Here is a 20,998-nt window from a genome sequence, read left to right as displayed (position 1 = left end):
ATGCATCTAACAGCGCTTGTCCTACTGCGCACGCTGCCCGCGAGCGCCGAGCGGGCTTCCGAATTCGGACCAGAATGCGCTCTTCGAGCGCCTCGACCGTAAGCGGTAGTTTTAGCACACCGAACAGGGAATCAATAGCAAGCGAAGGGCAAGCATGGCCGCGTCTAGCGGACCTGACGACGTGCGCGCCAACGCGATGATCGAAGCGTGCTCGCTGCCTCAGCTGACGCTTGCCTCGGCCTGCCACTTGGCGTAGTTGAACGGCAGCAGGTCGCGGATGTCAGCGTCCGGGGACCGCTGCGGCAACTCGGTTAGCACGTGCAGCAGCCAGGCATGTGGTTCGACGCCGCAAGCTCGGCACGTGAGCATCAGACTGTAGACGACCGCGCTTGCTTTCGCACCGGCTTCCGTATCGCTGAACAGCCACGATTTTCTCGCTGTGGCAAACGGCCTGATGTCGCGCTCGATGACATTGTTATCAACGGGGGATCGCCCGTCGTCGACGTAGCGGATCAGGTACTGCCATTGCCTGCGGCAGTAGCCGACCGCCTCGCCGAACAAACTCTTCGGCAAGACCTTCGGCGCTAGCTCGTCAAGCCATGCCTTGAAGGCGCTCAGCAATGGCACGCTGTGCTGTTGCCGCAGGCGGTGACGGTAATTTGCCAGCGCCTCGCCTATGCAGGCGGCGTACGTTGTACCAACCTTCCATGAACGAGAAGATGCGCCGCCGTGCATGTTCATGGGTCGCGAAGTGTTCGCGCGACAGCAGCTCAGCTTCGAGCGTGCCCAAGAACGACTCGCACATTGCATTGTCGTACGCGTCGCCGGCTGTCCCCATCGACGGCTGCACGCCGGCTTCGCGGCAGCGGCGCCCAAAGGCAATGGATGTGTATTGGGCCCCCTGGTCCGAATGCAAAATTACGCCCTCATGACGTCGCTGCTGGAGGGCCATGTCTAGGGCGCGCAACATGAGCTCGGTATAAAGATGGTTCGACATCGCCCAACCGACGATGCGCCGGCTGAACACATCAAGCACGACGGCCAGATATAAGAACCCTTCGCCGCTCGGGATATAGGTGGCATCTGCCACCCATAGTATGTTCGGGCCCTCCGCGCTGAAGTGTCGGCGTACGAGGTCCGGCGCACGCCGAGCTCCGGCACGTCGCCGCGTAGTGTGTGGCCATCGCCGTCGGCTTGCCCCGCATAGGCCCGCGATGCGCATCAAACGCGCTACTCGCTTACGTCCAACGTGCACGCCTTCTAGCGCGAGCTGCGCATGGATGCGCGGCGCCCCATAGGTACCGCGCGAACTCGCATGCAGCGTACGAATGCGTGCAAGCAATTGGCCATCGCTACGCGATTGCTTTGATGGCTCGCGCACTAGCCACGCGTAGTAACCACTGGTCGAGACTCCCAGCAGCCGTGCCATCGTGGCGATGGGCCAGCGAGCCCGGTTCAATGGAATGGACGCCTCCCGCTCGCCTCTTACGGGCCGAAATATCATGTGTATGTTTCCACCCGATCCGGGAGATCCAAAATGAAACTTACGCCAGTCGGAATCGATATTGCCAAGAGCGTGTTCCAGGTTCATCACGTAGACCAGCAGACTGGTGAAATCGTGAACAGGCCAATCAAGCGCTCAAGGTTTCTGGAATATTTTGCCAACCGCGAGTCATGTCTGATTGGAATGGAGGCATGTGCCGGTTCGCATCACTGGGGTCGCCAACTCGCCCAGATGGGACATGAGGTCAGACTGATGCCGCCGCAATACGTGAAAGCGTTCAACATCGGCAACAAGAAAGACGCCGCGGATGCCCGGGCAATCTGGACAGCCGTCCAACTGCCCGGCCAGTCCGTCGCGGTCAAGACCGAGATGCAACAGGCGATGCTCGCACTGCACCGCATGCGTCAGCAGTTGGTCAAGTTCCGCACCATGCAGACCAACAATCTGCGAGGCCTGCTCACCGAGTACGGCGAAGTGATGGCAGTGGGGCGTGCAGCGCTGGACAACGGAATACCCTCCGCATTCGCGCGACTGGCCGAGCGCCTGCCCGCAGTGCTCATTGATACGTTGCGCGAGCAATGGAATGGACTTGCTACGCTCGATCACCAGATCGGCGCCATCGAACGACGGATGCGAGACTGGAAGAAGGAAGACCGCGCCGTTAAAGCAAACAGCGAGATACCTGGTGTGGGCCTGCTCACGGCCACGGCCGCGGTAGCTATGATCGGCGACGCGAAAGCATTCCGGTCCGGCCGCGAGTTCGCCGCCAGCGTCGGGCTCGTGCCCAAACAGACCGGTTCCGGAGGAAAGATCCAACTGCTGGGAATCAGCAAGCGCCGCGATACCTATTTACCCACCCTGCTGGTTCATGGTGCACGCAGCGTTGTCAAAAGCCGCAAACACACTGACCCCTGGCTCGAACAAATCAGGCAGCGACGTCCGTTCAACGTTGTAGTGGTTGCCTTGGCCAACAAGATGGCGCGCACAATCTGGGCAATTCTGGCCCACGACCGGCCATATCAAAACGGGTTCAACAGTGTGAGGCCAACCCCGAGCGCGCCGCTTGCATAAAGCGGTTGCTCTTTTTTTAAGACCTTCAAAGACTGCGTTGGAAATCGAGTGTGATGGCAAAACAGGTCGGACCCGGGACCCGCTAAACCTGAATGAGAGCAGGAGCGTCCAGCTCGCCGGTTCAATGAGGTGCGAGTCCGCGGCTTCCATACAGGCCCGCAGCAGACTCATGCTGCAACAATGTCGGATATACAGCTGCATCCCGTCCCTGCCATGTTCATCGCCCTGGAAATCCCTTGCAGATGGGAGGCGTCCATATACGCTCTCATGAATCCGTATCCTTCGAGGATACGGCTCCCGTCTCGCGGGCGAACCAGGCGGCCGCGTGAGAGAGTATGTCGCGCTCCATTTTTAACTGCCGATTTTCGCGGCGCAGACGCGTGAGTTCTTGGCGCTCAGCCGTGCTCAGCCCATCGTGACGCACGCCGGCATCAATGTCAGCTTGTGCTACCCAGTTGACTATGGTCTGCACGCTAGGCTCGAACTCCTGCGCCAACTCCTCAGGCGTTCGCCCCGCCTTTACTAAGTCCACTATGCGAGCCCGGAATTCCGCCGGGCACGGTGCTCGATGCCTGCCCATTTTGACACCCCCTTATCCAAAGGATAGGCGTCCGTTTCGGCGGGTCAACTTCACGCTGCGGGAATCGTCCGGGCTACGGGCCCGTTGGCGACGCGCTTCAAGCCGGGCGACCGTGTGTGGTACGCCGGCGACATCACGCGGCCGGGCTGCAACAGCGAACTGCACGCAGTGGACGAACGCATCGTCGGACCCATGCCGACATCGCTGGACTTCGCGGAAGCCGCATCGTTGCCGCTGACAGCGATCACCGCCTGGGAGTTGCTGTTCGACCGCCTACGCGTTCAGGCTGCCGATCCAACCGATAACAACGTGCTGCTGGTAGTCGGAGCGGCCGGCGGTGTCGGCTCAATTCTCACACAGCTGGCACGCGAGCTGACTGGCATGGCCGTCATCGGCACGGCCTCGCGACCGCAGACCCGCGAGTGGGTGCTGGCGCATGGCGCTCATCACGTCCTCGATCACCACCAGCCTTGGGCGCCCCAATTGGCCGAGCTCGGCATCGAACACGTCACCCACGTTGCCGGTTTGAACGAAAGCGCCGCCTATGTGCCGCAAATCGCCGCCGTGCTGCGCCCGGAAGGCCAGTTCGCCCTGATCGACGACCCGGTGGGTCTGGATATCGGACCGTTCAAGGCGAAGTCCATTTCGATTCACTGGGAGCTCATGTACACCCGCGCGATCTTCAACACCAGCACGATCGCACGGCAACACGCCTTGTTGCGCCGGGTGGCGGAACTGGTCGATCGGGGCGACCTCAAGCACACCCTGACCCGACGTATTGACGACATCAACGCCGCAAATTTGGCCGAGGCGCATGCGCTGGTCGAGGCCGGCAACATGATCGGAAAAGTCGTCGTCGCCAACCGCTAAACCATTCTGACAACGAGCATAAACATGACATCGCAAATCATCAACACGGCAACCATCAGCCTCGAAGCCGCACAAGCATTGCTGGCAGAGGCACGCCTCGCCTGCGCAGCGCGCGGATTCGCAGCGACGATCGCCATTACCGATGCGGGTGGCCACCTGCGCGCTTTCGAGCGCGCAGACGCGGCTCCTTTCCTTACCGTTGACGTCGCCATCGACAAGGCATGGACCGCCGCCTCGTTCGGCATGGCCACGCACCAATGGAATCAGTACATGGCCGAATCGACCGTTGCCCCGCTGGCGCACCATCCGCGCTTGACGCCGGTCGGCGGCGGCGTACCGCTGTTTCACGAAGGACGCCTCGTGGGTGGCATCGGTGTTTCTGGCGGCACATCTGTTCAAGACCATGAGGCCGCTGAAGAGGCGCTGCGTAAGGCTGGGTTTCTGCAATGAGTGGGGCGCGGCCCCCATACTCTCTGTGGCAGCCGCGTTCATTGGAGTAGCTCCGCTTCGGGCCAGTGCTCTTTTTACAGCTCCCGACCTGGCTGGGGAATCAATTGGGGTGCCCCTGAGCGCTAAGTCGGCCCACCTGCAGGCTTTCCGGTGTCACATCGCATCGCCACGCTCATAAAGCGTGGGATGTTGGGCTGTTCGAGAGCGGCAAGATCAAGCCGGTTGTCTTTAAGACCTTTGCGCTTGTCGACGCTCGCGGCGCTCTCGGGCTGATCGATTTCGGCACACGCTTCCAAGAGAGTGGCCTTACAAGAGGTGCCGATCTCATTGTCTGAAACCTGGCTTTCAGTGAAACCTGCGGGTCCAAACCTCTTGCCGGGTGCGGATTAATAATTCGCCACAGCCAGGACTCTTTATCTCCGCCTACCTTCGAGGCGGCGAGAATATATATATCCCAAATCGCTGCACGATTGCTTCCGAGTCGCGTGCCGCAGATCGGCCCGGGCATCACCCTCCTGAGCGCCGCCAGCCCCTTTACGGGCGGAGCCACAGTCCACGCTGGTACGCTCGTAATCGGCGATGAAGCTCAAGGGTAACGACTACGCGACATCGCTCGAAGCTCGCTTCACCGGCCCGCGCAACGAATTCTGCGAGCTGAACAGCGGTCCGTGTACATGAGTCGACCGTATCCCGGCGCAGCAGTCCGCCGCGCCGAATGGAAAAAAGCATCGGCGGTATCAACTTGCGACGCCCGACCACGATTTAGACGGCGGTCAACTGGGTGATAAGAACGGATTGACCACCGTCAGCCGGTCGAAGATAACCTGGCCGTCTTGCATGTCTTCGCTGTAGAGAACTTCGCAATCTTCGAGCAACGCGAAGGCGATGATGCACGAGTCGTAGAACCTGAATCCGTAGTGTTCGGCGATACGGCGTGCTTCCTTGTGGACTTCAAGCGTCAGTGGCACGATCTCGCAGAACTCCTCCAAATCGCCCAGGAGGACGTTGATTTCCGGCCACGAGAGCTTCATTTTCCGGCTCATAACGAGCGTAACCTCGTTCATTACCTGCGTGCTGATGACGGGCTCCGGTGTTCCCTTCACCACCAGCGCCTCGGCCCGGTCAGCCTTCGCGGCGTCGCCGGAGAATAGATAGGCAATCACATTGCTATCGACGGCACATCGCGTAGGTGCCTCAACGGTCATTCAGCGTTTCCCCTTTCGCTGAGGGATTCCCGATCGAACTTAAAGTCGGCAGGCAGTCGCCCGCGGTACTTGCGCAGGCGCTCGATTCGCTCAGCGACGGTCGGCTTTTTGCCGACCGAGAACGCGCCGGATTGATCGGCATAGATCTCGATGTCGTCGCCCTCCTTCAAACCGAGCGCATCGACGACGCTCGCGGGCAGCCGGACGGCAAGGCTGTTGCCCCATTTTGCGACTTGCATGAATAGCTCCAGTGGATACACATAAGTACAAGTGTATATCCAACCCGATACTTTTCAAGTCCGACGGTGATTCTGCTGATCGCCTCGCGGGGCTGCAGATGTAATCGTTCAATCCGCGCAATCTACGATGGTCTATTCCGAACAGCATCGATCAACCAATGAATTGCAAATCAGCCAACTACGGCGGAACGGTGAACACATACAGCCTTGCTGCAAGCGGTCTTGCAAACGGTTAGCGATTTTGCACGTATCGAACGACTACCCCGATAGGCGCGCACCCTCCTGATCGGCGCCTATCGACCTGCGCTGCCCGTCCCGCCAGACTCCCGCTTCGCTTCAGCGACCAGTTCCTTGAGCGCCTCGATCCCAGCATCCGTGAACGCGGTTACCGAGGCCAACTGCTCAGTTGGGACGTCCAGATCTTCTATGATCCCGAGACACCCGTCCTCTGGCTCCAGGTTCATACTCGCCAGTTCGTCCAGCCAATCCTCCGACTCACCGAGTATCTTTGCGACACAGGAGATCGTATAGACAAAACGCGGTGCTCCCATCGTATTAGACCCTCCCTGAATTCATGGGCATCCAGCCCTGTTCTGCCGTTTCTCCCAAGTCCTCGACATCTATCTGAGTTCCAGTCGCTGTCGCCTGTCGCGGGCGGCAGGTGGACGTGCTTCGCGTGACCATCGCGTCGTGCCGGAAATTGAGTCGCCGTCGTTACGGCGCACACCGTTTGTGATGCATCGCCAGCCATTGCGCGCCCGAACTGCCTCCGTCAGGATCGCCAGGTATTCTCCGTGATCCACCCGCTCATCGGGCGGCAACTCCGACGTCTTGTGCCGCTCGAGCGCCGCCTGTCGGGACTCGCCATCGTGAGTCGTCGCAAGAATCCGGCTGTAGGCCTCACACGCGTAGGCAAAGGTCTCGCGGTGATGGAAAGCGATGTCGAGCGGCGTTGGGCAGTGACGACGCTCCGGTAGACCGATCGCTGCGCGGCGACAATTGTGCAGTACGTGCGCTGCCTCATGCACGACGTAGTCCGCAAATGGATCGGTCTGGTCAAAGTATGCGATCGACATGTAGCAGGTCGCGCCCTGGCTTAATCCGACCAGCTCGCCGGCCTGCGAACCGAGCCGCTGCGCGCCCAAGCTATCCAGATACAGATTCGCGAGGCGCCACGCGGTCGACAGCCACGGTTCCATGGTAAGCACGTCGACGATATTGTGCGGTGTGAGGAAGACGATCCCGCGTGCGAGCGCGTCGAGCACGCAATTACGTTCATGGACGGTGAAGAGTCCCTGCACCATGGGGCTGAGCTTGTAGCGCAGCCACGGATCGATCGGCTCGGCCAAGGGCGCCGATCGCTCGAACCCACGCGCCCGGCGCAGTGTGGCTTCCACAAGCGCCGACCGCAGTCGTTGCGTGGCGTCGGTGGCGATACCAATCACTGTGCGTCCTGGCCAGCCGGCAAAGAAGCAGTCGTAGTCGCCCCTTGTCAGGTATCGCCTGACTTCGCCTTCGATCCACAAGGGCGAACCGACCGCGGGCATGCTCATGTCCCGTTCCTCATTTCATCGCCTCCTCGATGAGCAGACGTTGCGAGGCACTCCGCGCCAACGGCCGCCTAGGATTCGGCATCCATTCCATAGCCTTCGGCCCTCCGGTAGGCGCATCCGATCAAGAATTCACAGTATTGCGCCCATCACCGGCGATCGGAAGACATGCCCGCACATACCACGCGAAGCTTCCCTGACGTTTGCTCGCAGATGCATGGTTCACGCGCCGGCCACCAGCCGTCGGCGAAGCCTGGTGATCCAGGCCGCCGTTGAAGACGCCGACAACCAGCACAACTTCCTTGTCCAAACGGAGTTCGCCGTGCGTATGACGCAGCAAATGAGCAAGTCCCTTCTCGTGTGCTTCGCGTCGCACCCTAAAGCCGCCCGATGTATAAAATGGGGACAAATAAATTTATGTCAAATGCGATATCGAATTGCGCATGTTTTTCCCGTCAACCAGAGGCTAAGGCGACAAAGTTGACAAACACGACAAAAGCGATCATTGTTCTGGTATTGTGCTTCGCGCGAGGCCGAACCATGTCCAAGCCAATGCCCGTCATGGAGTTCCCTGAAATCACCGCTGAAGACGCTCATCGTTTCGAACGCGCCGTACGCATCGATGACGAGGATGCCTTCATCGCCGAGCTGAACGCTTTGATTCGAGAGAAATTTGCGGAGGCCGCGCCCTCGCCGCTCCAGCTCACCGCGGACCTGCGAGTGAAAGCACGCGCGCTTCGTGCAGAGTCACCCTGGCAGCCGTCGGCGACTGACGTGCAGCGCGGACGTGCAGCGTTGTTGCGCGCATACGATGCACCCGGGAACATTCCGCTGACGGAATTTGCGCGGTTCGCACACAAGTCGCGCCAACAGATTTATAAAGATCTATCAGCACAGCCTCGGCGCCTTCTCGCATTAGATGTGGGTCGTCGGGGTCAGCGACTGCCCGACTGGCAGCTCGATCCACTGAAGCTGAAATTCACGCGCGAAGCGCTCAACCGAGCGGCGTCGGTAGACTCATGGACGCTCTATCGTGCGCTGTCGTCTCGAAATGATTCGCTCGGTGGTCACTCACCTATCGAAGCCGTGACGCCAGGCAACTTCGATCAACTTGTCGAGGTTGTGCTGAGCGTGGTCGGTATTCACGGTGAGGCAGCAGTTTGATTTTGTCGATGCCAAGCCGCGTTATTGCGGCGAGAGAACTGCTCCAACACATTAGCCGAATCGAATACGCCGCCACGCCGCTCTATTTTGGTACAAGCTCCGCAAATCGATATGACGATCCGAAGGGTGGCTATGGGGTTCTCTACTTGGGCTTCGACCTTCCGACTGCATTGATGGAGTCGGTTTTTCATCAGCACCAATGGCACCGAAGCCGTCGCGAACCATTACGCTAAGCGAGGTTCGTGTCGCATTGTGCGTGCTGTCGGCGTAGTCGAGCGACTAAACTTGGCTGACATGACCGCACCAGGCGTGATGGCGCGTGAGTTCGGCCTCAATCTCGGTCAACTGGCAAGCCGACGTTACATCCACACGCAGCGTATCTCTCGGCAGATTTACGAGGCGCTCGACAACAGCGGCTTCCCAGCCTTCGACGGTCTGCTCTATCCCTCGCGGAATAATTTTCCCGCGACATGCATCGCTCTTTTTTATCGGGCACGGGCGAAAGTCGTGGTGGTCGACGATCTCCCGCTGGCGCAACATGTCGACTGGCCCGCTTTCGTAAATCAGTATCGCATTGAGGTGGCCAAAGTTTGAGTCCGTTGACGGCCCACGGGGTCCGAAGAGCTTTTCCTTCCGCTTGAATCAATCCTTCCAAGTGAGGATAGCCGTTCTATACGCCCGTGCAGGTCGAACCGCGTCTGCGCGGCCGCACGCTGACGGTCAACGGCGTATCGAAGGTGTATTCGATAAGGGGCTGGCGCATCGGCTATGCGGGCGGTCCGCGTGGCTAATCTGGGCGATGCAGACGCTGCAAATCGCAGAGCACGTCGAATCCAACACGATCTCGCAAGCGGCGACGCTCGCGGCGCTGGAAGGCGGCACGGATTTCCCCTCGAATGGTTCGATGAGTTGCGCACCTGCGGCGATCTCGTGGTCGATACCATGGCACGCTGCCCCGGCTTGCATTGCGATGAGGACTGCTCGGGCGCGATAGGTGCTACTACGCCTTCGGGCGATGTCGTCGCTACCGATCTCGACTTCGTCAACTATTTGCTGGAGGCGGCGCATGTCGGCGTGGGGCACGGTAGCGCGTTGGGCGTGGAGAACCATGTGCGCATCGCGTGTGCTGTTCCGATGCTCACGCTGCGACGGGTGCCGGCGCATCGAGACCGCGTGTGCGGCGTTGATACCCGCTGTCGCCGCGGTCCGAAGCGCCAAAGCACCAGACGCCATGCCCGCGACACGTGTGCCGTGCGCGGGTTTTTCTTTTTATCGGATGGCCTTCCATGCTCTATCTCATCGAAGACGCTACCCCCGAGCCGGACCGCGACACCAAGGACATGCGCAAGGTCTTTGATACCGTCAGTGACGTCGCCGCGAATGCCGGCATTGTCCTGGGCGGCCGGCCAGTGAAGCCGACCGAAGTCGACTTGCGCTGGATCGGCGCGCTTCTTTACAAAAATGGTGTGATCGAAGAGACCGGTCTGGCCGCCGCCGTGCTTAATCACCCGGCCACAGGCGTGGCGTGGCTGGCTAACAAGATTGCACCTTATGACGAACAACTCAATGTTGGCGATGTGGTGCTTGCCGGCTCGTTCACGCGACCAACGCCGGCAAAGGCCGGCGACAACTTCCACGTCGACTATGGCGCGCTCGGTTCAGTAGCTTTTCGCTTCGTTTGAAGGCGGTCTATGCAAATTCCCCAAAACTTATTCAAGCAAGCCCTCAAAGAGGGGCGCCAACAGATCGGCCTGTGGGTCGGTCTGGCCGATCCTTATGCAATCGAGGCGATGGCGGGTTCAGGTTTTGATTGGCTGCTCATCGATGGCGAGCATGCCCCGAACGATCTGCGCACCGTACTCGGCCAGCTCCAAGCGGTCGCCCCGTACCCGACGCATGCGATCGTGCGTCCCGTGATCGGCGACGTACCGCTGATGAAACAGCTGCTTCACGTGGGTGCCCAGACGCTGCTGGTCCCCGTTGTCCAGACGGCCGAACAGGCGGCGGTGCTTGTTGCGGCTACACGCTATCCGCCGCGCGGAATTCGTGGAGTCGGCTCTGCGCTGGCGCGCTCGTCACGCTGGAACCAGGTCGCGGACTACCTGAATGACGCCGATGCGCAAATGTGCATACTCTTACAGGTCGAGACAATGAAGAGCCTCGCGAACTTGGCCGCGATAGCCGGAACCGAAGGGGTGGACGGCGTGTTCTTCGGCCACGCCGACCTGTCGGCCTCGATGGGGATGCTCGGCCAACCGGGGCACCCCGATGTACAGAAGGCCATTCTCGACGGCATCGCGGTCGTGCGCAAGGCCGGCAAGGCGCCGGGCGTGCTTGCACCCGACCCGAAATTGGCCCGACAGTACCTCGATGCCGGTGCCTTGTTCGTCGCCGTCGGCGTCGACACCAGCTTGCTGACCCGCGCTTGCCGCGACCTCGCGCAGTTTTACAAGAAACCAGACGCCACGTCCGACGCGCCGGCGAGCCGATCCAGCGCGTACTAAAGATGACGAGGGCACGATGGCCACGATCCCTAGCTTAGCCAGTCCACCTCGACTTCTCGCACGATTGAGGTCTGACGCACTCAAACGGGAGAGCCGGCAGACTACCAAATATGACTTTTTCGCAGCCGAGCCCGGCTATTCAGACTGTAGACTGTCGGCAATGGCGTCAAGTTCGTCCTGCCTGCGACCGGAAGGTCAGTGCTTTTCGCTTTCCTCAGCGATTCATTCGAGCCGTATCGGCAACACAACCTCAGCGCACTCTGTCGGGACCAAAATTTGCTCAAGACATCCAGCGGTTCCCTGCGAGCGTTTTAGACGCCAATTGATGTAAATTGCTTCTAGGAGAAAATCATGACTCCCGCATCTAGGGTGAGAATGGTGTTTGTGATAGCGGCGACTTCGTTAGTGCTCTTTCAGTCCGCTATTGCGTCGGCTCAATCCGAGACGTCATCTCCGGTGGCAAATGCGGACGGCGCTACCGCGGCTCCAAGTAAGGCAGATCGTAAAGCTGCCAAAAAGCAGGCTCGTGCCAAGAAGAATGCGGAGCTGAAGAAGCTGGAGGACGCTGGCTACAAGCCCGGTGCTCGGGATGACTCCAACTACCCTCAGGATATTCAAGACGCGCAAAAAAAGGCTGGCATCGGGCAGCCCCAGCAATAGCCTCTGATGCACGCGGACGATTAGAGGCACGTTCATCGGCGTATGCGCGGGTTTGTTGTGCGATCAGTGGGGGAACTTGGTCCAAATTGCGTGAGCGGCAGAGGATCGCGTTTCCCATACCGCTCGCACTGGCACGCTCTACTCGCGACCCGCGGCCGTTGCCAAACTTGCGTACAAGCGCCAATTGCCCCGTCGCGCTGGAAAGCCGGAGTTCGGTTTCTTCGGCAAGGTCAGAACATCATTAAAAAAGCGCACGCTACAAAAAGGCAAGATGGCTCCGGTCCATATGCTTTCACTACACCGACAACCGATGGCCTTCCTTTTCCTGCCATGAGTTCGAAGAACCGGAACGCAACTCCGCTTCCTCGCGCTCCTGATCAAGCATGGCGCGCGCTTGATTCATGAGCTTCTCAAGAATACCGGGTAGGATCTCGCGTTCCGCGCGGGTAAGGCACGAAAGCAGCCTCGCGTTGCGTTCTTCGGCGATCGGAAATACCTGCGACACTAGCGCCTTACCCTGAGCAGTCAGCGTGATGACCACTCCGCGTCCGTCATTGACGTCTGCTTCGCGGGCGAGCAGGCCGCGCTCTTCCAGGCCGCGGACCGTCCGACTCGCGAGACCTCGATCAAACTGCGCATGCTCGGCGAGCCGATTCATGGACATGCCGCGCTTGCCGTGCAGAAGCGCCATACACCTCCATTCATTCATCGTCAGGCCAAAGCGGCTTTCATATGCGCTCGACGAGCCCTTGGTGTAAATGTTTGTCAGCTGACGCAGTTGAAACGAGACCAGGTCGCGCAAATCGCTCCCCGCCGACGAATCCTCTCGATTTGCGACTGCGCGCTCCGTCCGCGATTCATTGCCCTTTCGCATTATCGTTCCCACGGTTTACCTCCAGCAATCAAGGACACTCGCTTCAGCCCAATGTGCATGACAACGTCACGCATTTTAGCAGAAGCGGAGGATTGTGTCCCGGGTCCGTGGGGGCTGCGCTTCCGAGCGCGCGCCGTCAAAGCTTTGCAGCATGTGAGGATTTAAAAGGAAATATGGATTGGTCGTTCGGCGCCCTGCTCTCGAGCTGATTCTTTTTCGACACATTTAGAATGAAATCAGCGCATCGCTCGCCGATCATTATCGCCGTCGCGTTCGTGTTGCCGCTCACGAGCGCCGGCATAACGGAAGCATCGGCGACGCGCAAATTGCTCAGGCCATGCACGCGCAGTTGCGGATCGACCACCGCCAGTGCATCAACGCCCATGCGGCAACTTCCCGCCGGATGAAACACGGTCTTTGACACCGCGCGGATATGCTCTTCGATACGCGAATCGCTGATGTCCTCGTTCGCGCTCGGCATCAGCTCCTCCTCGATCGCTTCGCGCAACGCCGGCGCGCGCAAAATCTTGCGGCTGATCTTCACGCCGCGAATCATCGTCTCCATGTCGTACGGATCGCTGTAGAAGCGCGGATCGAGCAGCGCCGGCGCGAGCGGATCCTTTGATGCAAGCCGCACCGTGCCGCGCGACTTCGGACGCACCACACATGGTCCAATGGTAATGCCGTGCCCCTCGAGCGGCTTGCGGTCGACATCGCCAACAAGCGTCGGCGTGGTGTGAATCTGGATATCGGGGCGACCACTGTTTGCTGTATCGATGAACGCGCCGCTTTCGATCACATTCGAGCTCAAGAGACCTGAGCGCGCCAATACGTACTGCAACCCGTGCATCATTGCGCGCAGTCCCCTGTCGTGCCCAAGCAAACTATGCGGATGCCGGGCGCGGCCATAGACCGGCGCGGTCAGATGGTCCTGGAAGTTCTCTCCAACGCCCGGCAGGTCGTGAATCAGGGGAACGTCAAGGTCGCGCAGATGCTCGGCTGGCCCGATGCCAGAGAGCATTAAAAGCTTCGGGCTCGCTGCTCCCCCCGCGCAGACGATTACTTCCTCGCGACACCCGACACGCTCTTCCTCCCCGTTCGCATGACGTATAAGGACGCCGGTTGCACGGCGCCCGTCGCACAGCACCCTGAGGACATCCGCCCCGGTGACGAGACGCAAGCGCGGATCGTGCTTCACAAGCTTGAGATAAGTCGCCGCGCTACTACCTCGCCGTCCGTCGAAGGTGGTCGTCTGGAACAGGCCCGCACCCTCCTGGCGTTCGCCGTTGAAGTCATCGGTAAAAGGCACGCCCGCTTGCGTTGCGGCTTCAACGAACGCGCGCGAAAACGGGTGCACGTGACGTGCATCGTTGACTTTAAGCGGCCCCGAGGTACCGTGCAGCGGTCCACTAATCCGCGCATTTCCTTCGCTTTTTACGAAATACGGCAGAACGTCGTGCCAGGCCCACCCGCGCGCGCCGAGCGCTTCCCAGTCGTCGAAGTCCTGATGCTGGCCGCGAATGTAAATCATCGCGTTCACCGAACTGCCGCCGCCGAGCGTACGGCCCTGCGGGATATACATCTCGCGATTGTTGACACCCGACTGATGCAGTGTCTTATACATCCACATGCGATGCGTGCTATGCACCTTGATGAAGGTCGCTGGAATGTGGATGAATGGATGATTGTCGGGCGGTCCCGATTCGATCAATGCGACACGTTTGCCGGCCTGCACAAGTCTTGCCGTAAGCGTGCATCCGGCCGATCCGCCGCCCACGATGACATAGTCGAAAGCATTCATAGTGTGTCTTTTCTCGATGGACGTTTCAGGCGGTGCGGCTCACCGGCATTTCGTTGGATCGGATACGAAGCGCGAGCACTACTGCGATCAGCGCACTCCCGCCGATGATAAGTAGGCCCAGTCCATAGCTGCCGGTATGCTGCTTGACATAGCCCATTAGATACGGCGCCCCGAAGCCGGCCAGACTCCCGATAGTGTTGATCATGGCGATGCCGGCCGCGGCGCCCGTGCCCTTGAGAAACATCGGAGGCAACGACCAGAACGGCGGCAACGACGCGAAGGTGCCGCATGCCGCGAGCCCCAGGCCGATCATTTTCGCGGTTACCGTGTCCGTTTGAGCGGCAATGCCGAAGCCGATCACGGCCACCAGTAACGGAAGGATCAGGTGCAGCTTGCGTTCGCCTGAGCGATCGGATTTTCGGCCCCAGACAATCATCGAGATGGCGCCCGCAAGAAACGGCAACGCGGTGATGAGGCCCGTCTGCATCTTGCTGAATCCAAACTCCGAGACGATAAGCGGCAGGAAGAACACGCAACCATAACTGCAGGCGATCAGCGAGACGTTGATGAGGCTTAGGAGCCATACGCGCGGATGCGCGAAGGCCGCCATGATCTCGCCGCGCCCGTGCGAGTCGACATGCTCGACGTCGCGTGCAAGGCGCGCGATAAGCCACTTGCGCTCGGGATCGCTCAGCCATTTCGCTTTGTCGGGCGAGTCCGTCAGGAAAAAGAAGCAGAAGAATGAGAAGAGCACGGCGGGTGCGGCTTCAATGATGAAGACCCATTGCCAGCCGGCGATTCCGGCGATGCCGTCCATGTACAGAATCGACGCAGAGAGCGGCGCACCGATTACGATCGACAACGGAATCGCGACGAGAAAGTAGCCAAAGGCACGCGCGCGATAGGTCGAGGGGAACCAGAACGAGATATAGAAAATGAGCCCCGGAAACAACCCAGCCTCCGCGATGCCAAGCAGGACGCGTAGCACGTAGAGCGACTTTGGGCCAACTGCGAAAGCCATTGCGCCGGAGAGCAGTCCCCAAGTAAGCATGATGCGCGAGATCCACAGACGCGCGCCAAGCTTCGAAAGAAAGATGTTTGACGGAATCTCGCAGATTACGTAGCCGAGAAAGAAGATGCCGGCGGCAAACCCATAGTCGGTTGGCGAAAGACCGAGCGCGCGATTCATCGAGATGGCAGCAACCGCCAAGTTGCTGCGGTCGATATACGATAACAAATAGCAGAAGATCAGGACGGGCATCAGGCGATACATGACCCGTTTCATGACCTGTTGTTCGAGGTCCATTGCTTCGTCTCCAGTTTATGGCTTTGTGTGGGCGTGCGGTCACCGCGAACGTCGTGCGCGGCGATCGCTCGCCGCACCGCTCGTGCGTTAGATGTCGAGTTGTGATACGTACTTGAGATTGAGATAGGCGTCGATGGCTTCGGCGCCGCCTTCGGTGCCGTAACCACTGTCCTTCACACCACCGAACGGTACTTCGGGAAACGCGATCGCAATCTGGTTGATGGTGATCATCCCGGTCTCGACTTCGGCTGCGATGCGATGCGCCTGTTTTGCCGAGCGCGTATAAGCAAATGCACACAGGCCGTACGGCAAGCGATTGGCTTCGGCGATCATCGTGTCGAGCGAGTCAAAAGCGTTGACGACCGCGACGGGCCCGAACGGCTCTTCCTGCATGATTCGAGCGCTGTGCGGCACGTTCGTGAGAACGGTCGGTTCGAAGAAATAGCCGCGCTCACCGATGCGCTTGCCACCGGTGCGCAGTTCGCCGCCGCTCGAAAGCGCGTCGTCGACGAGGTTTTGCAGTGCACGCAAGCGCCGCTCGTTAGCAAGCGGGCCCATTGTCACGCCCTCGGTTAAGCCATCGCCTACGCGCACCTTAGCCATCGCTGCAACGAGCTTGTCGACAAATGGCTCGAATACCGCGCGCGCTACGAGGAAGCGCGTCGGCGAAGTGCACACCTGTCCGGCGTTGCGCAGCTTAAACGCGCCGAGTTGCGCGGCCGCGGTATCGATGTCTGCGTCATCACAGATGAGAACGGGGCCGTGGCCGCCGAGCTCCATCGTCGCCTTTTTCATATGACGGCCCGCCAGTTCCGCGAGATGCTTGCCGACTGGCGTTGAGCCTGTAAACGAAATCTTCCGAATCGCCGGATGGGGGATGAGATACTCGGATATCTCGGCGGGTACGCCGTACACCAGATTAACGACGCCGCGCGGCACGCCCGCATCCGCGAACGCACGGATCAGTGCGGCGGGTGCCCCTGGTGTCTCTTCCGGCGCCTTCACGATGATCGAGCAGCCCGCCGCCAGGGCCGCCGACAGCTTGCGCACAACCTGATTAATCGGAAAATTCCACGGCGAGAACGCCGCCACCGGACCGACCGGCTCCTTCATTACCAACTGATACGAGCCGGGAATGCGCGAAGGCACCATGCGTCCGTAGGCCCGGCGCCCTTCGTCCGCGAACCAGTCGATGAGATCGGCTGCCGACAGCGCCTCGCCTTTAGCTTCGGCAAGCGGCTTGCCTTGTTCGAGCGTCATCGTGCGCGCGATCGAATCAGCGCGCTCGCGCAATAGGCTCGCGGCGCGACGCATGATATTTGCGCGCTCATAGGCGTTCATGCGCTTCCATACGTCAAAGCCCGCCTGTGCAGCGACGATGGCCGCATCGAGGTCGGCGGTTTCGGCATGCGCCACGCGACCAATGATTTGTTCCGTCGCCGGATTTACAACGTCGATGGTGCGCGCGGTCGCGCCAGCTTTCCATTCGCCGTCGATAAAGAGTTGAACGTCTTCATACATGGTCTTTCTCTCCTAGGGTTCGATGTTCGATGTGCGTCACTGAGCGATTGGCGAAACGGCAAAGACGGCGCTCGCAGTCGCCACTACGTCGTCGTCGCCATTGCGGGCTTCGGCCTCGCAAAACGCCAGCGTGCGGCCGCAGCGGCGCAAGTGCGCATGCACGGCAATGCGCCCGGATGCGGGTTTCAGATAATTCACGGTGAGACTTGCAGTGCCAAGGTTTTCGACACGGCGGTTGGTACGGGCGGCCAGCCCCATTGACGTGTCGAGTAAGGCGGCGACCAAGCCGCCGTGCGCGTTCCCGTGGCGGTTGACGTGCCGCGACTGCACGTCGCAGGCAAGGATCGCCCAGCCGTCGCCGTATTCGATGAGCTCAAAACCGTGATCGATGCAAAAGCTCGACTCGATCCTAAGCGGCTGTTGCGTCACATGCGCATTCATGCGGCCCCCGCCTGCGCGGATGCGCGGGCCAGCATCGGGTTCAGGCCGGTTCGCGCAACACGGCTTCCGAGCGTGCGACCAAGCGCGGCTTCGCAGGCAAGAGACGCGTCCATCATCGCGGGTAGATCGACGCCGGTCGCAACGCCCATTGTCTCGAGCACGTTCACGAAGTCTTCGGTGCACACGTTGCCTGTGACGCCGCCGCCGTACTTCACCTTCGCCGGATGGCCGCCGACGCCTCCAAACGCGACGTCGAAATGACGAACACCGACTTCGAGCGCCGAAAGATAGTTGACGATGCCGGTGCCGCGTGTGTCGTGGAAATGTGCGATGGCTTCCACGTCGGGGAACGCGTGCAGCATCTCGCGAAACAAGCGCTGGGTGCTCGCCTGCGTGGCGACCCCGATGGTGTCGCCGAGCGTCACGTGGCGCACGCCAAGCGAGGCGAAACGCTCGACGTCAGCGAGCACAGACGCTTCGTCAATCAGCCCTTCGAACGGGCAGCCGAACGCAACGGAAATAGTGCCGATCAGACGGAAGCGTCCTCGTGCAGCGGCTGCCATCGCCTCGACGCGCTTCCATTGATCCGTGCGCGATTGCTTCAGGTTGCGCTGGGAGTGCGCTTCGCTGCCGGAGACAAGCAGACTGATCTCGCTCGCGCCGATGCCTGCCTCAAGGTCAGCGAGCGCGCGTTCGACTGCGCGCACGTTCGCGCAAGTGGCCTTGTAGTAGACCCCCTCGACGCGCGGAAGTGTCCGCAGTACTTCGCTCGCGTCGGCGAACTGTGGCACGACTTGCGGGTTCGAATATGACGTGGCTTCGACTCGTGCGAAGCCGGTGCGCGCAAAGCGATCAACGAGCGCGACCTTCTCCACAGTTGGAATGAACTCAGTCTCATGCTGGAGCCCGTCGCGGGCAAAGCACTCACACAGGGTCAAATCAGACATGTTTAGGCTCTTTAATGGTTGACTGTCGTGCAAATCAAAACATCGTTGTGACTCATTGTCAAATATATTTCCGAAAGGTTGTATAACGCGGGTGTCTTGGTTTCGGGCTTTCAGATCTCCCGATACCGCCGACGGTAAAGGCTTCTAGGTGATTCCGCAAAGCGAAAGCACCCGATCGCTTAACTATAAATCGCGGGTTAACACTGGTCATCGTTGGCGTATTTGCTTGCCAAACTCAAATATCTTTGTTTGACTTCATCACGCATCTGCCCTAATCTCTGGTCATGCGCCGCCCTTGCGGCATCCCGAATCCCGACTCCTGTAGACCGTATATGACTTCAACTGACAGCCTCCTCATCGAAGACCGTGCCGCTGTGCGCCTGCTGACAATGAACCGTCCGGACAAGCGCAACGCACTCAACAACGAACTTACTCAGGCGCTCCTCGACGCGCTGGAGGCGGCCGACCGCGATCCTTCCGTGAAGGCGATTGTGCTGGCGGGCGCGGGCCAGGCCTTCTGTGCCGGCGCCGACATCAAGGAATTCGGCGGTTTCGTCAACGCCGGCGATTCGTCAAGCGCCGCACAAGCCGCGCTCGACCGCGCGCATCTCACCACCAATCTGCACCGCGTGTTTTCGCAACTCGGCAAGCCAGTGATCGGCGCGGCGCAGGGCTATGCGATGGGTGGCGGCGCCGGCCTAGCGCTCGCATGCGACATGTTGGTGGCGGGCGAAAGCCTCAAGCTCGGCTACCCGGAGCTGAAGCACGGCATCGTGGCTGCAATTGTTATGGCCAATCTCGTGCGCCAGGTAGGACGCAAGACGGCGTTCGAACTCGTGTCACTCGGAGAATCAGTCGACGCGGCACGCGCGCTGTCGCTCGGGCTCGCAAACCGCGTTGTCGCCGATGCCGAATTGGTCGACGCGGCAGTCGGTATTGCCGAGCGGCTCGCTGCGTGTGACGCGTCTGCGATGGCCGCGACCAAGCGGCTGTTCCATCGCGTGGCGGACCTACCCCTGCAACAGGCGCTGGATGCATCGCTCGACACAAACATGATGATGCGCAGTTTCCGTCAAGACCGGACGAACCAAAAATGAACTCAGCGCCGATCAAGCCGCTCGCCAATGTCACCGTCATCGAGCTTGCGCGCGTACTCGCGTGCCCGTTCGCGGACATGATCCTCGCTGAACTAGGCGCGACCGTCATCAAGATCGAGCAACCCGGCACGGGCGACGAGACGCGTAGCTTCGAGCCGCAAGTTGGCGATGAGTCCGCTTACTACTTCGCCTGCAACCGCGGCAAGCAATCGGTGACGGCGAATCTTAAGACCGACGCCGGTCGCCGCATCGTGCGCGAGCTGTCCGCAAGCGCGGACATCCTGATCGAAAACTTTCCGGTGGGCACCCTCGGTCGCTACGGCCTCGATCAAGCCGCGCTGCGCGCCGAGAATGAGCGACTCATCTATGTATCTTGCACGGGCTTCGGGCAGACCGGTCCGTACGCGAAGCGCAAGGGCTACGACACCGTGTTCCAGGCGATGGGCGGCCTGATGAGCCTGACAGGCGAGCGCGGCGGCGGACCGGTGAAGCCCGGCTTGCCGATTGCCGACCTGACCTCGGGCTTGTGGATCGCCATCGGGCTGTTGTCCGCGTTGAACGGCCGCGCGCTGACAGGCAAAGGTTGCCACATTGACTTCTCGATGCTCGACGGCCAAGTCAGTCTGCTCACGCTTGCGGCGGGCCGGTATTTCGCGCTCGGTGAAGTGCCGCCACGACTCGGCACTGAACATCCTGGGCGCGTGCCGTCCGCGACCTTCGGATGCAGTGATGGCACGTTCGTGCATATCACCTGCAGCGATCAGCATTGGTTGCCGCTGTGCAAGATACTCAAGCTTGATATGCTCGCCGCGGATCTTCATCTCGCGACCAACGCGGGGCGCGTCGAGCATCGCGAGCGCGTAATGAACGCACTTACCGACTCCATATCCGGCTGGACGCGCGCGGCGCTGTGCGAAGCGTGCGACGCGGTGGGCGTACCGGCGGGCCCCATCAACGACGTGGCGCAAGTGCTTGCCGATCCGCACGTAAAAGCGCGCGGAATGGTAAGTGAATTCGAGCATCCCTCCATCGGCTCCTTCGGCGCTTTGCCGCTGCCGTTCAAATTCGATGGCTTCGCCGATCCGCAAGTCGTCCGCCCGCCGTTGCTCGGAGAACACACGGAGCAAGTCTTGCGCGAGCGCCTTGGTTACGACGCCGAGCACATCGCTGGGCTGCGCCGCGACGGTGCGATCTGACTGCATAACTCGCAAATA

19 protein-coding genes and 4 pseudogenes are annotated in these 20,998 nt (G+C 60.3%); 11 read left to right on the top strand and 12 right to left on the bottom strand.

From position 1 onward, the window contains the following. Positions 1-219: 219 nt before the first annotated feature. Both QCE48_RS16945 and QCE48_RS16940 read right to left on the bottom strand, forming a co-directional pair. Positions 220-657: pseudogene (locus tag QCE48_RS16945) on the bottom strand (transposase); the annotation flags it as partial. Further along, positions 593-1,489 (bottom strand): annotated as a pseudogene (locus tag QCE48_RS16940) (IS3 family transposase); the annotation flags it as partial. The pseudogenes QCE48_RS16940 and QCE48_RS16945, both read right to left, overlap by 65 nt. A gap of 48 nt (positions 1,490-1,537) precedes the next feature. Between QCE48_RS16940 and QCE48_RS16935 the strand changes: the two are divergent. Beyond that, on the top strand, positions 1,538-2,575 hold the full coding sequence (locus tag QCE48_RS16935) for an IS110 family transposase (RefSeq protein WP_309788615.1): 1,038 nt from the start codon (positions 1,538-1,540) through the stop codon (positions 2,573-2,575). A gap of 265 nt (positions 2,576-2,840) precedes the next feature. On the opposite strand, the gene QCE48_RS16930 is transcribed toward QCE48_RS16935, so the two are convergent. Further along, positions 2,841-3,155 carry a transposase gene (locus tag QCE48_RS16930; RefSeq protein ID WP_309788614.1) on the bottom strand — a complete coding sequence of 105 codons (315 nt, stop codon included), beginning with the start codon at positions 3,153-3,155 and terminating at the stop codon, positions 2,841-2,843. A 63-nt stretch (positions 3,156-3,218) separates the two neighbouring features. Between QCE48_RS16930 and QCE48_RS16925 the strand changes: the two genes are divergently transcribed. The 3 genes from QCE48_RS16925 to QCE48_RS31930 all read left to right on the top strand — a co-directional run bounded on the left by QCE48_RS16925 (position 3,219) and on the right by QCE48_RS31930 (position 5,071). Further along, entirely contained in the window at positions 3,219-4,025 is an 807-nt protein-coding gene (locus QCE48_RS16925; protein WP_309788959.1) for a zinc-binding alcohol dehydrogenase family protein, read from the top strand. Positions 4,026-4,049: 24 nt separating this feature from the next. Continuing rightward, the gene (locus tag QCE48_RS16920; RefSeq protein WP_309788613.1) at positions 4,050-4,475 is read left to right on the top strand and encodes a heme-binding protein; all 426 of its coding nucleotides are present in this window, start codon (positions 4,050-4,052) and stop codon (positions 4,473-4,475) included. 485 nt (positions 4,476-4,960) lie between these two features. Further along, complete coding sequence (locus tag QCE48_RS31930) at positions 4,961-5,071, top strand: hypothetical protein (RefSeq protein WP_404983419.1); 111 nt, start codon at positions 4,961-4,963, stop codon at positions 5,069-5,071. 177 nt (positions 5,072-5,248) lie between these two features. On the opposite strand, the gene QCE48_RS16915 is transcribed toward QCE48_RS31930, so the two are convergent. The 3 genes from QCE48_RS16915 to QCE48_RS16905 form a co-directional block, all read right to left on the bottom strand. Further along, positions 5,249-5,680, bottom strand: a complete 432-nt coding sequence (locus QCE48_RS16915) for a PIN domain-containing protein (protein WP_309788612.1) — start codon at positions 5,678-5,680, stop codon at positions 5,249-5,251. Then, positions 5,677-5,919 (bottom strand): AbrB/MazE/SpoVT family DNA-binding domain-containing protein, encoded by a 243-nt coding sequence (locus tag QCE48_RS16910; protein ID WP_087660108.1) that lies wholly within the window; start codon positions 5,917-5,919, stop codon positions 5,677-5,679. The genes QCE48_RS16915 and QCE48_RS16910 overlap by 4 nt, the downstream gene beginning before the upstream one ends. Positions 5,920-6,539: 620 nt before the next feature. After that, complete coding sequence (locus tag QCE48_RS16905) at positions 6,540-7,472, bottom strand: hypothetical protein (RefSeq protein WP_309788611.1); 933 nt, start codon at positions 7,470-7,472, stop codon at positions 6,540-6,542. Positions 7,473-8,009: 537 nt separating this feature from the next. Between QCE48_RS16905 and QCE48_RS16900 the strand changes: the two genes are divergently transcribed. The 5 genes and pseudogenes from QCE48_RS16900 to QCE48_RS16880 all read left to right on the top strand — a co-directional run bounded on the left by QCE48_RS16900 (position 8,010) and on the right by QCE48_RS16880 (position 11,797). Then, complete coding sequence (locus QCE48_RS16900; RefSeq protein WP_309788610.1) at positions 8,010-8,633, top strand: integrase; 624 nt, start codon at positions 8,010-8,012, stop codon at positions 8,631-8,633. After that, positions 8,630-9,227 (top strand): annotated as a pseudogene (locus QCE48_RS16895) (RES family NAD+ phosphorylase). Before QCE48_RS16900 ends, QCE48_RS16895 begins: the two are co-directional and overlap by 4 nt. A 725-nt stretch (positions 9,228-9,952) precedes the next feature. Beyond that, a pseudogene (locus QCE48_RS16890) lies at positions 9,953-10,315 on the top strand (2-oxo-hepta-3-ene-1,7-dioic acid hydratase); the annotation flags it as partial. Between the two features lie 9 nt (positions 10,316-10,324). Then, positions 10,325-11,137, top strand: a complete 813-nt coding sequence (gene hpaI, locus QCE48_RS16885; RefSeq protein WP_309788609.1) for a 4-hydroxy-2-oxoheptanedioate aldolase — start codon at positions 10,325-10,327, stop codon at positions 11,135-11,137. 351 nt (positions 11,138-11,488) lie between these two features. Beyond that, the gene (locus QCE48_RS16880) at positions 11,489-11,797 is read left to right on the top strand and encodes a DUF4148 domain-containing protein (protein ID WP_309788608.1); all 309 of its coding nucleotides are present in this window, start codon (positions 11,489-11,491) and stop codon (positions 11,795-11,797) included. Positions 11,798-12,092: 295 nt separating this feature from the next. Here the strand turns inward: QCE48_RS16880 and QCE48_RS16875 are convergent, their stop codons facing one another. The 6 genes from QCE48_RS16875 to QCE48_RS16850 form a co-directional block, all read right to left on the bottom strand. Continuing rightward, entirely contained in the window at positions 12,093-12,671 is a 579-nt protein-coding gene (locus QCE48_RS16875) for a MarR family transcriptional regulator (RefSeq protein WP_309788607.1), read from the bottom strand. A 136-nt stretch (positions 12,672-12,807) separates the two neighbouring features. After that, positions 12,808-14,472, bottom strand: coding sequence for a GMC family oxidoreductase N-terminal domain-containing protein (locus tag QCE48_RS16870; protein ID WP_309788606.1), 1,665 nt, complete (start codon positions 14,470-14,472; stop codon positions 12,808-12,810). Between the two features lie 25 nt (positions 14,473-14,497). Next, complete coding sequence (locus QCE48_RS16865) at positions 14,498-15,778, bottom strand: MFS transporter (RefSeq protein WP_309788605.1); 1,281 nt, start codon at positions 15,776-15,778, stop codon at positions 14,498-14,500. Positions 15,779-15,865: 87 nt separating this feature from the next. Further along, positions 15,866-17,299, bottom strand: coding sequence for an NAD-dependent succinate-semialdehyde dehydrogenase (locus tag QCE48_RS16860; RefSeq protein ID WP_309788604.1), 1,434 nt, complete (start codon positions 17,297-17,299; stop codon positions 15,866-15,868). Between the two features lie 36 nt (positions 17,300-17,335). After that, a complete protein-coding gene (locus tag QCE48_RS16855; protein ID WP_309794239.1) occupies positions 17,336-17,740 on the bottom strand; it encodes a PaaI family thioesterase in 405 nt (134 codons plus the stop codon). Next, positions 17,737-18,720 (bottom strand): hydroxymethylglutaryl-CoA lyase, encoded by a 984-nt coding sequence (locus QCE48_RS16850; RefSeq protein ID WP_309794237.1) that lies wholly within the window; start codon positions 18,718-18,720, stop codon positions 17,737-17,739. Before QCE48_RS16850 ends, QCE48_RS16855 begins: the two co-directional genes overlap by 4 nt. Before the next feature lie 299 nt (positions 18,721-19,019). On the opposite strand from QCE48_RS16850, the gene QCE48_RS16845 reads away from it, so the two are divergent. Together QCE48_RS16845 and QCE48_RS16840 are read left to right on the top strand one after the other, a co-directional pair. After that, the gene (locus tag QCE48_RS16845; RefSeq protein ID WP_309788601.1) at positions 19,020-19,784 is read left to right on the top strand and encodes an enoyl-CoA hydratase/isomerase family protein; all 765 of its coding nucleotides are present in this window, start codon (positions 19,020-19,022) and stop codon (positions 19,782-19,784) included. After that, positions 19,781-20,980 (top strand): CaiB/BaiF CoA-transferase family protein, encoded by a 1,200-nt coding sequence (locus QCE48_RS16840; protein ID WP_309788600.1) that lies wholly within the window; start codon positions 19,781-19,783, stop codon positions 20,978-20,980. The genes QCE48_RS16845 and QCE48_RS16840 overlap by 4 nt, the downstream gene beginning before the upstream one ends. The last annotated feature ends 18 nt before the right edge of the window (positions 20,981-20,998 follow it).

The sequence above is a fragment of the Caballeronia sp. LZ024 genome, from assembly GCF_031451455.1.
Taxonomy (GTDB): Bacteria; Pseudomonadota; Gammaproteobacteria; order Burkholderiales; family Burkholderiaceae; genus Caballeronia; species Caballeronia telluris.
This window is presented reverse-complemented; position numbering and strand designations above follow the sequence as displayed.

What these genes read in the sequence shown, in the direction of transcription:
- QCE48_RS16845 (WP_309788601.1), top strand. Translation starts at nt 19,020, where the DNA reads ATGACTTCAACTGACAGCCTCCTCATCGAAGACCGTGCCGCTGTGCGC.
- QCE48_RS16860 (WP_309788604.1), bottom strand. Translation starts at nt 17,299, where the DNA reads ATGTATGAAGACGTTCAACTCTTTATCGACGGCGAATGGAAAGCTGGC.
- QCE48_RS16915 (WP_309788612.1), bottom strand. Translation starts at nt 5,680, where the DNA reads ATGACCGTTGAGGCACCTACGCGATGTGCCGTCGATAGCAATGTGATT.
- QCE48_RS16840 (WP_309788600.1), top strand. Translation starts at nt 19,781, where the DNA reads ATGAACTCAGCGCCGATCAAGCCGCTCGCCAATGTCACCGTCATCGAG.
- QCE48_RS16930 (WP_309788614.1), bottom strand. Translation starts at nt 3,155, where the DNA reads ATGGGCAGGCATCGAGCACCGTGCCCGGCGGAATTCCGGGCTCGCATA.
- QCE48_RS16905 (WP_309788611.1), bottom strand. Translation starts at nt 7,472, where the DNA reads ATGAGCATGCCCGCGGTCGGTTCGCCCTTGTGGATCGAAGGCGAAGTC.
- QCE48_RS16865 (WP_309788605.1), bottom strand. Translation starts at nt 15,778, where the DNA reads ATGGACCTCGAACAACAGGTCATGAAACGGGTCATGTATCGCCTGATG.
- QCE48_RS16880 (WP_309788608.1), top strand. Translation starts at nt 11,489, where the DNA reads ATGACTCCCGCATCTAGGGTGAGAATGGTGTTTGTGATAGCGGCGACT.
- QCE48_RS16900 (WP_309788610.1), top strand. Translation starts at nt 8,010, where the DNA reads ATGTCCAAGCCAATGCCCGTCATGGAGTTCCCTGAAATCACCGCTGAA.
- QCE48_RS16855 (WP_309794239.1), bottom strand. Translation starts at nt 17,740, where the DNA reads ATGAATGCGCATGTGACGCAACAGCCGCTTAGGATCGAGTCGAGCTTT.
- QCE48_RS16920 (WP_309788613.1), top strand. Translation starts at nt 4,050, where the DNA reads ATGACATCGCAAATCATCAACACGGCAACCATCAGCCTCGAAGCCGCA.
- QCE48_RS16875 (WP_309788607.1), bottom strand. Translation starts at nt 12,671, where the DNA reads ATGCGAAAGGGCAATGAATCGCGGACGGAGCGCGCAGTCGCAAATCGA.
- QCE48_RS16870 (WP_309788606.1), bottom strand. Translation starts at nt 14,472, where the DNA reads ATGAATGCTTTCGACTATGTCATCGTGGGCGGCGGATCGGCCGGATGC.
- QCE48_RS16935 (WP_309788615.1), top strand. Translation starts at nt 1,538, where the DNA reads ATGAAACTTACGCCAGTCGGAATCGATATTGCCAAGAGCGTGTTCCAG.
- hpaI (WP_309788609.1), top strand. Translation starts at nt 10,325, where the DNA reads ATGCAAATTCCCCAAAACTTATTCAAGCAAGCCCTCAAAGAGGGGCGC.
- QCE48_RS16910 (WP_087660108.1), bottom strand. Translation starts at nt 5,919, where the DNA reads ATGCAAGTCGCAAAATGGGGCAACAGCCTTGCCGTCCGGCTGCCCGCG.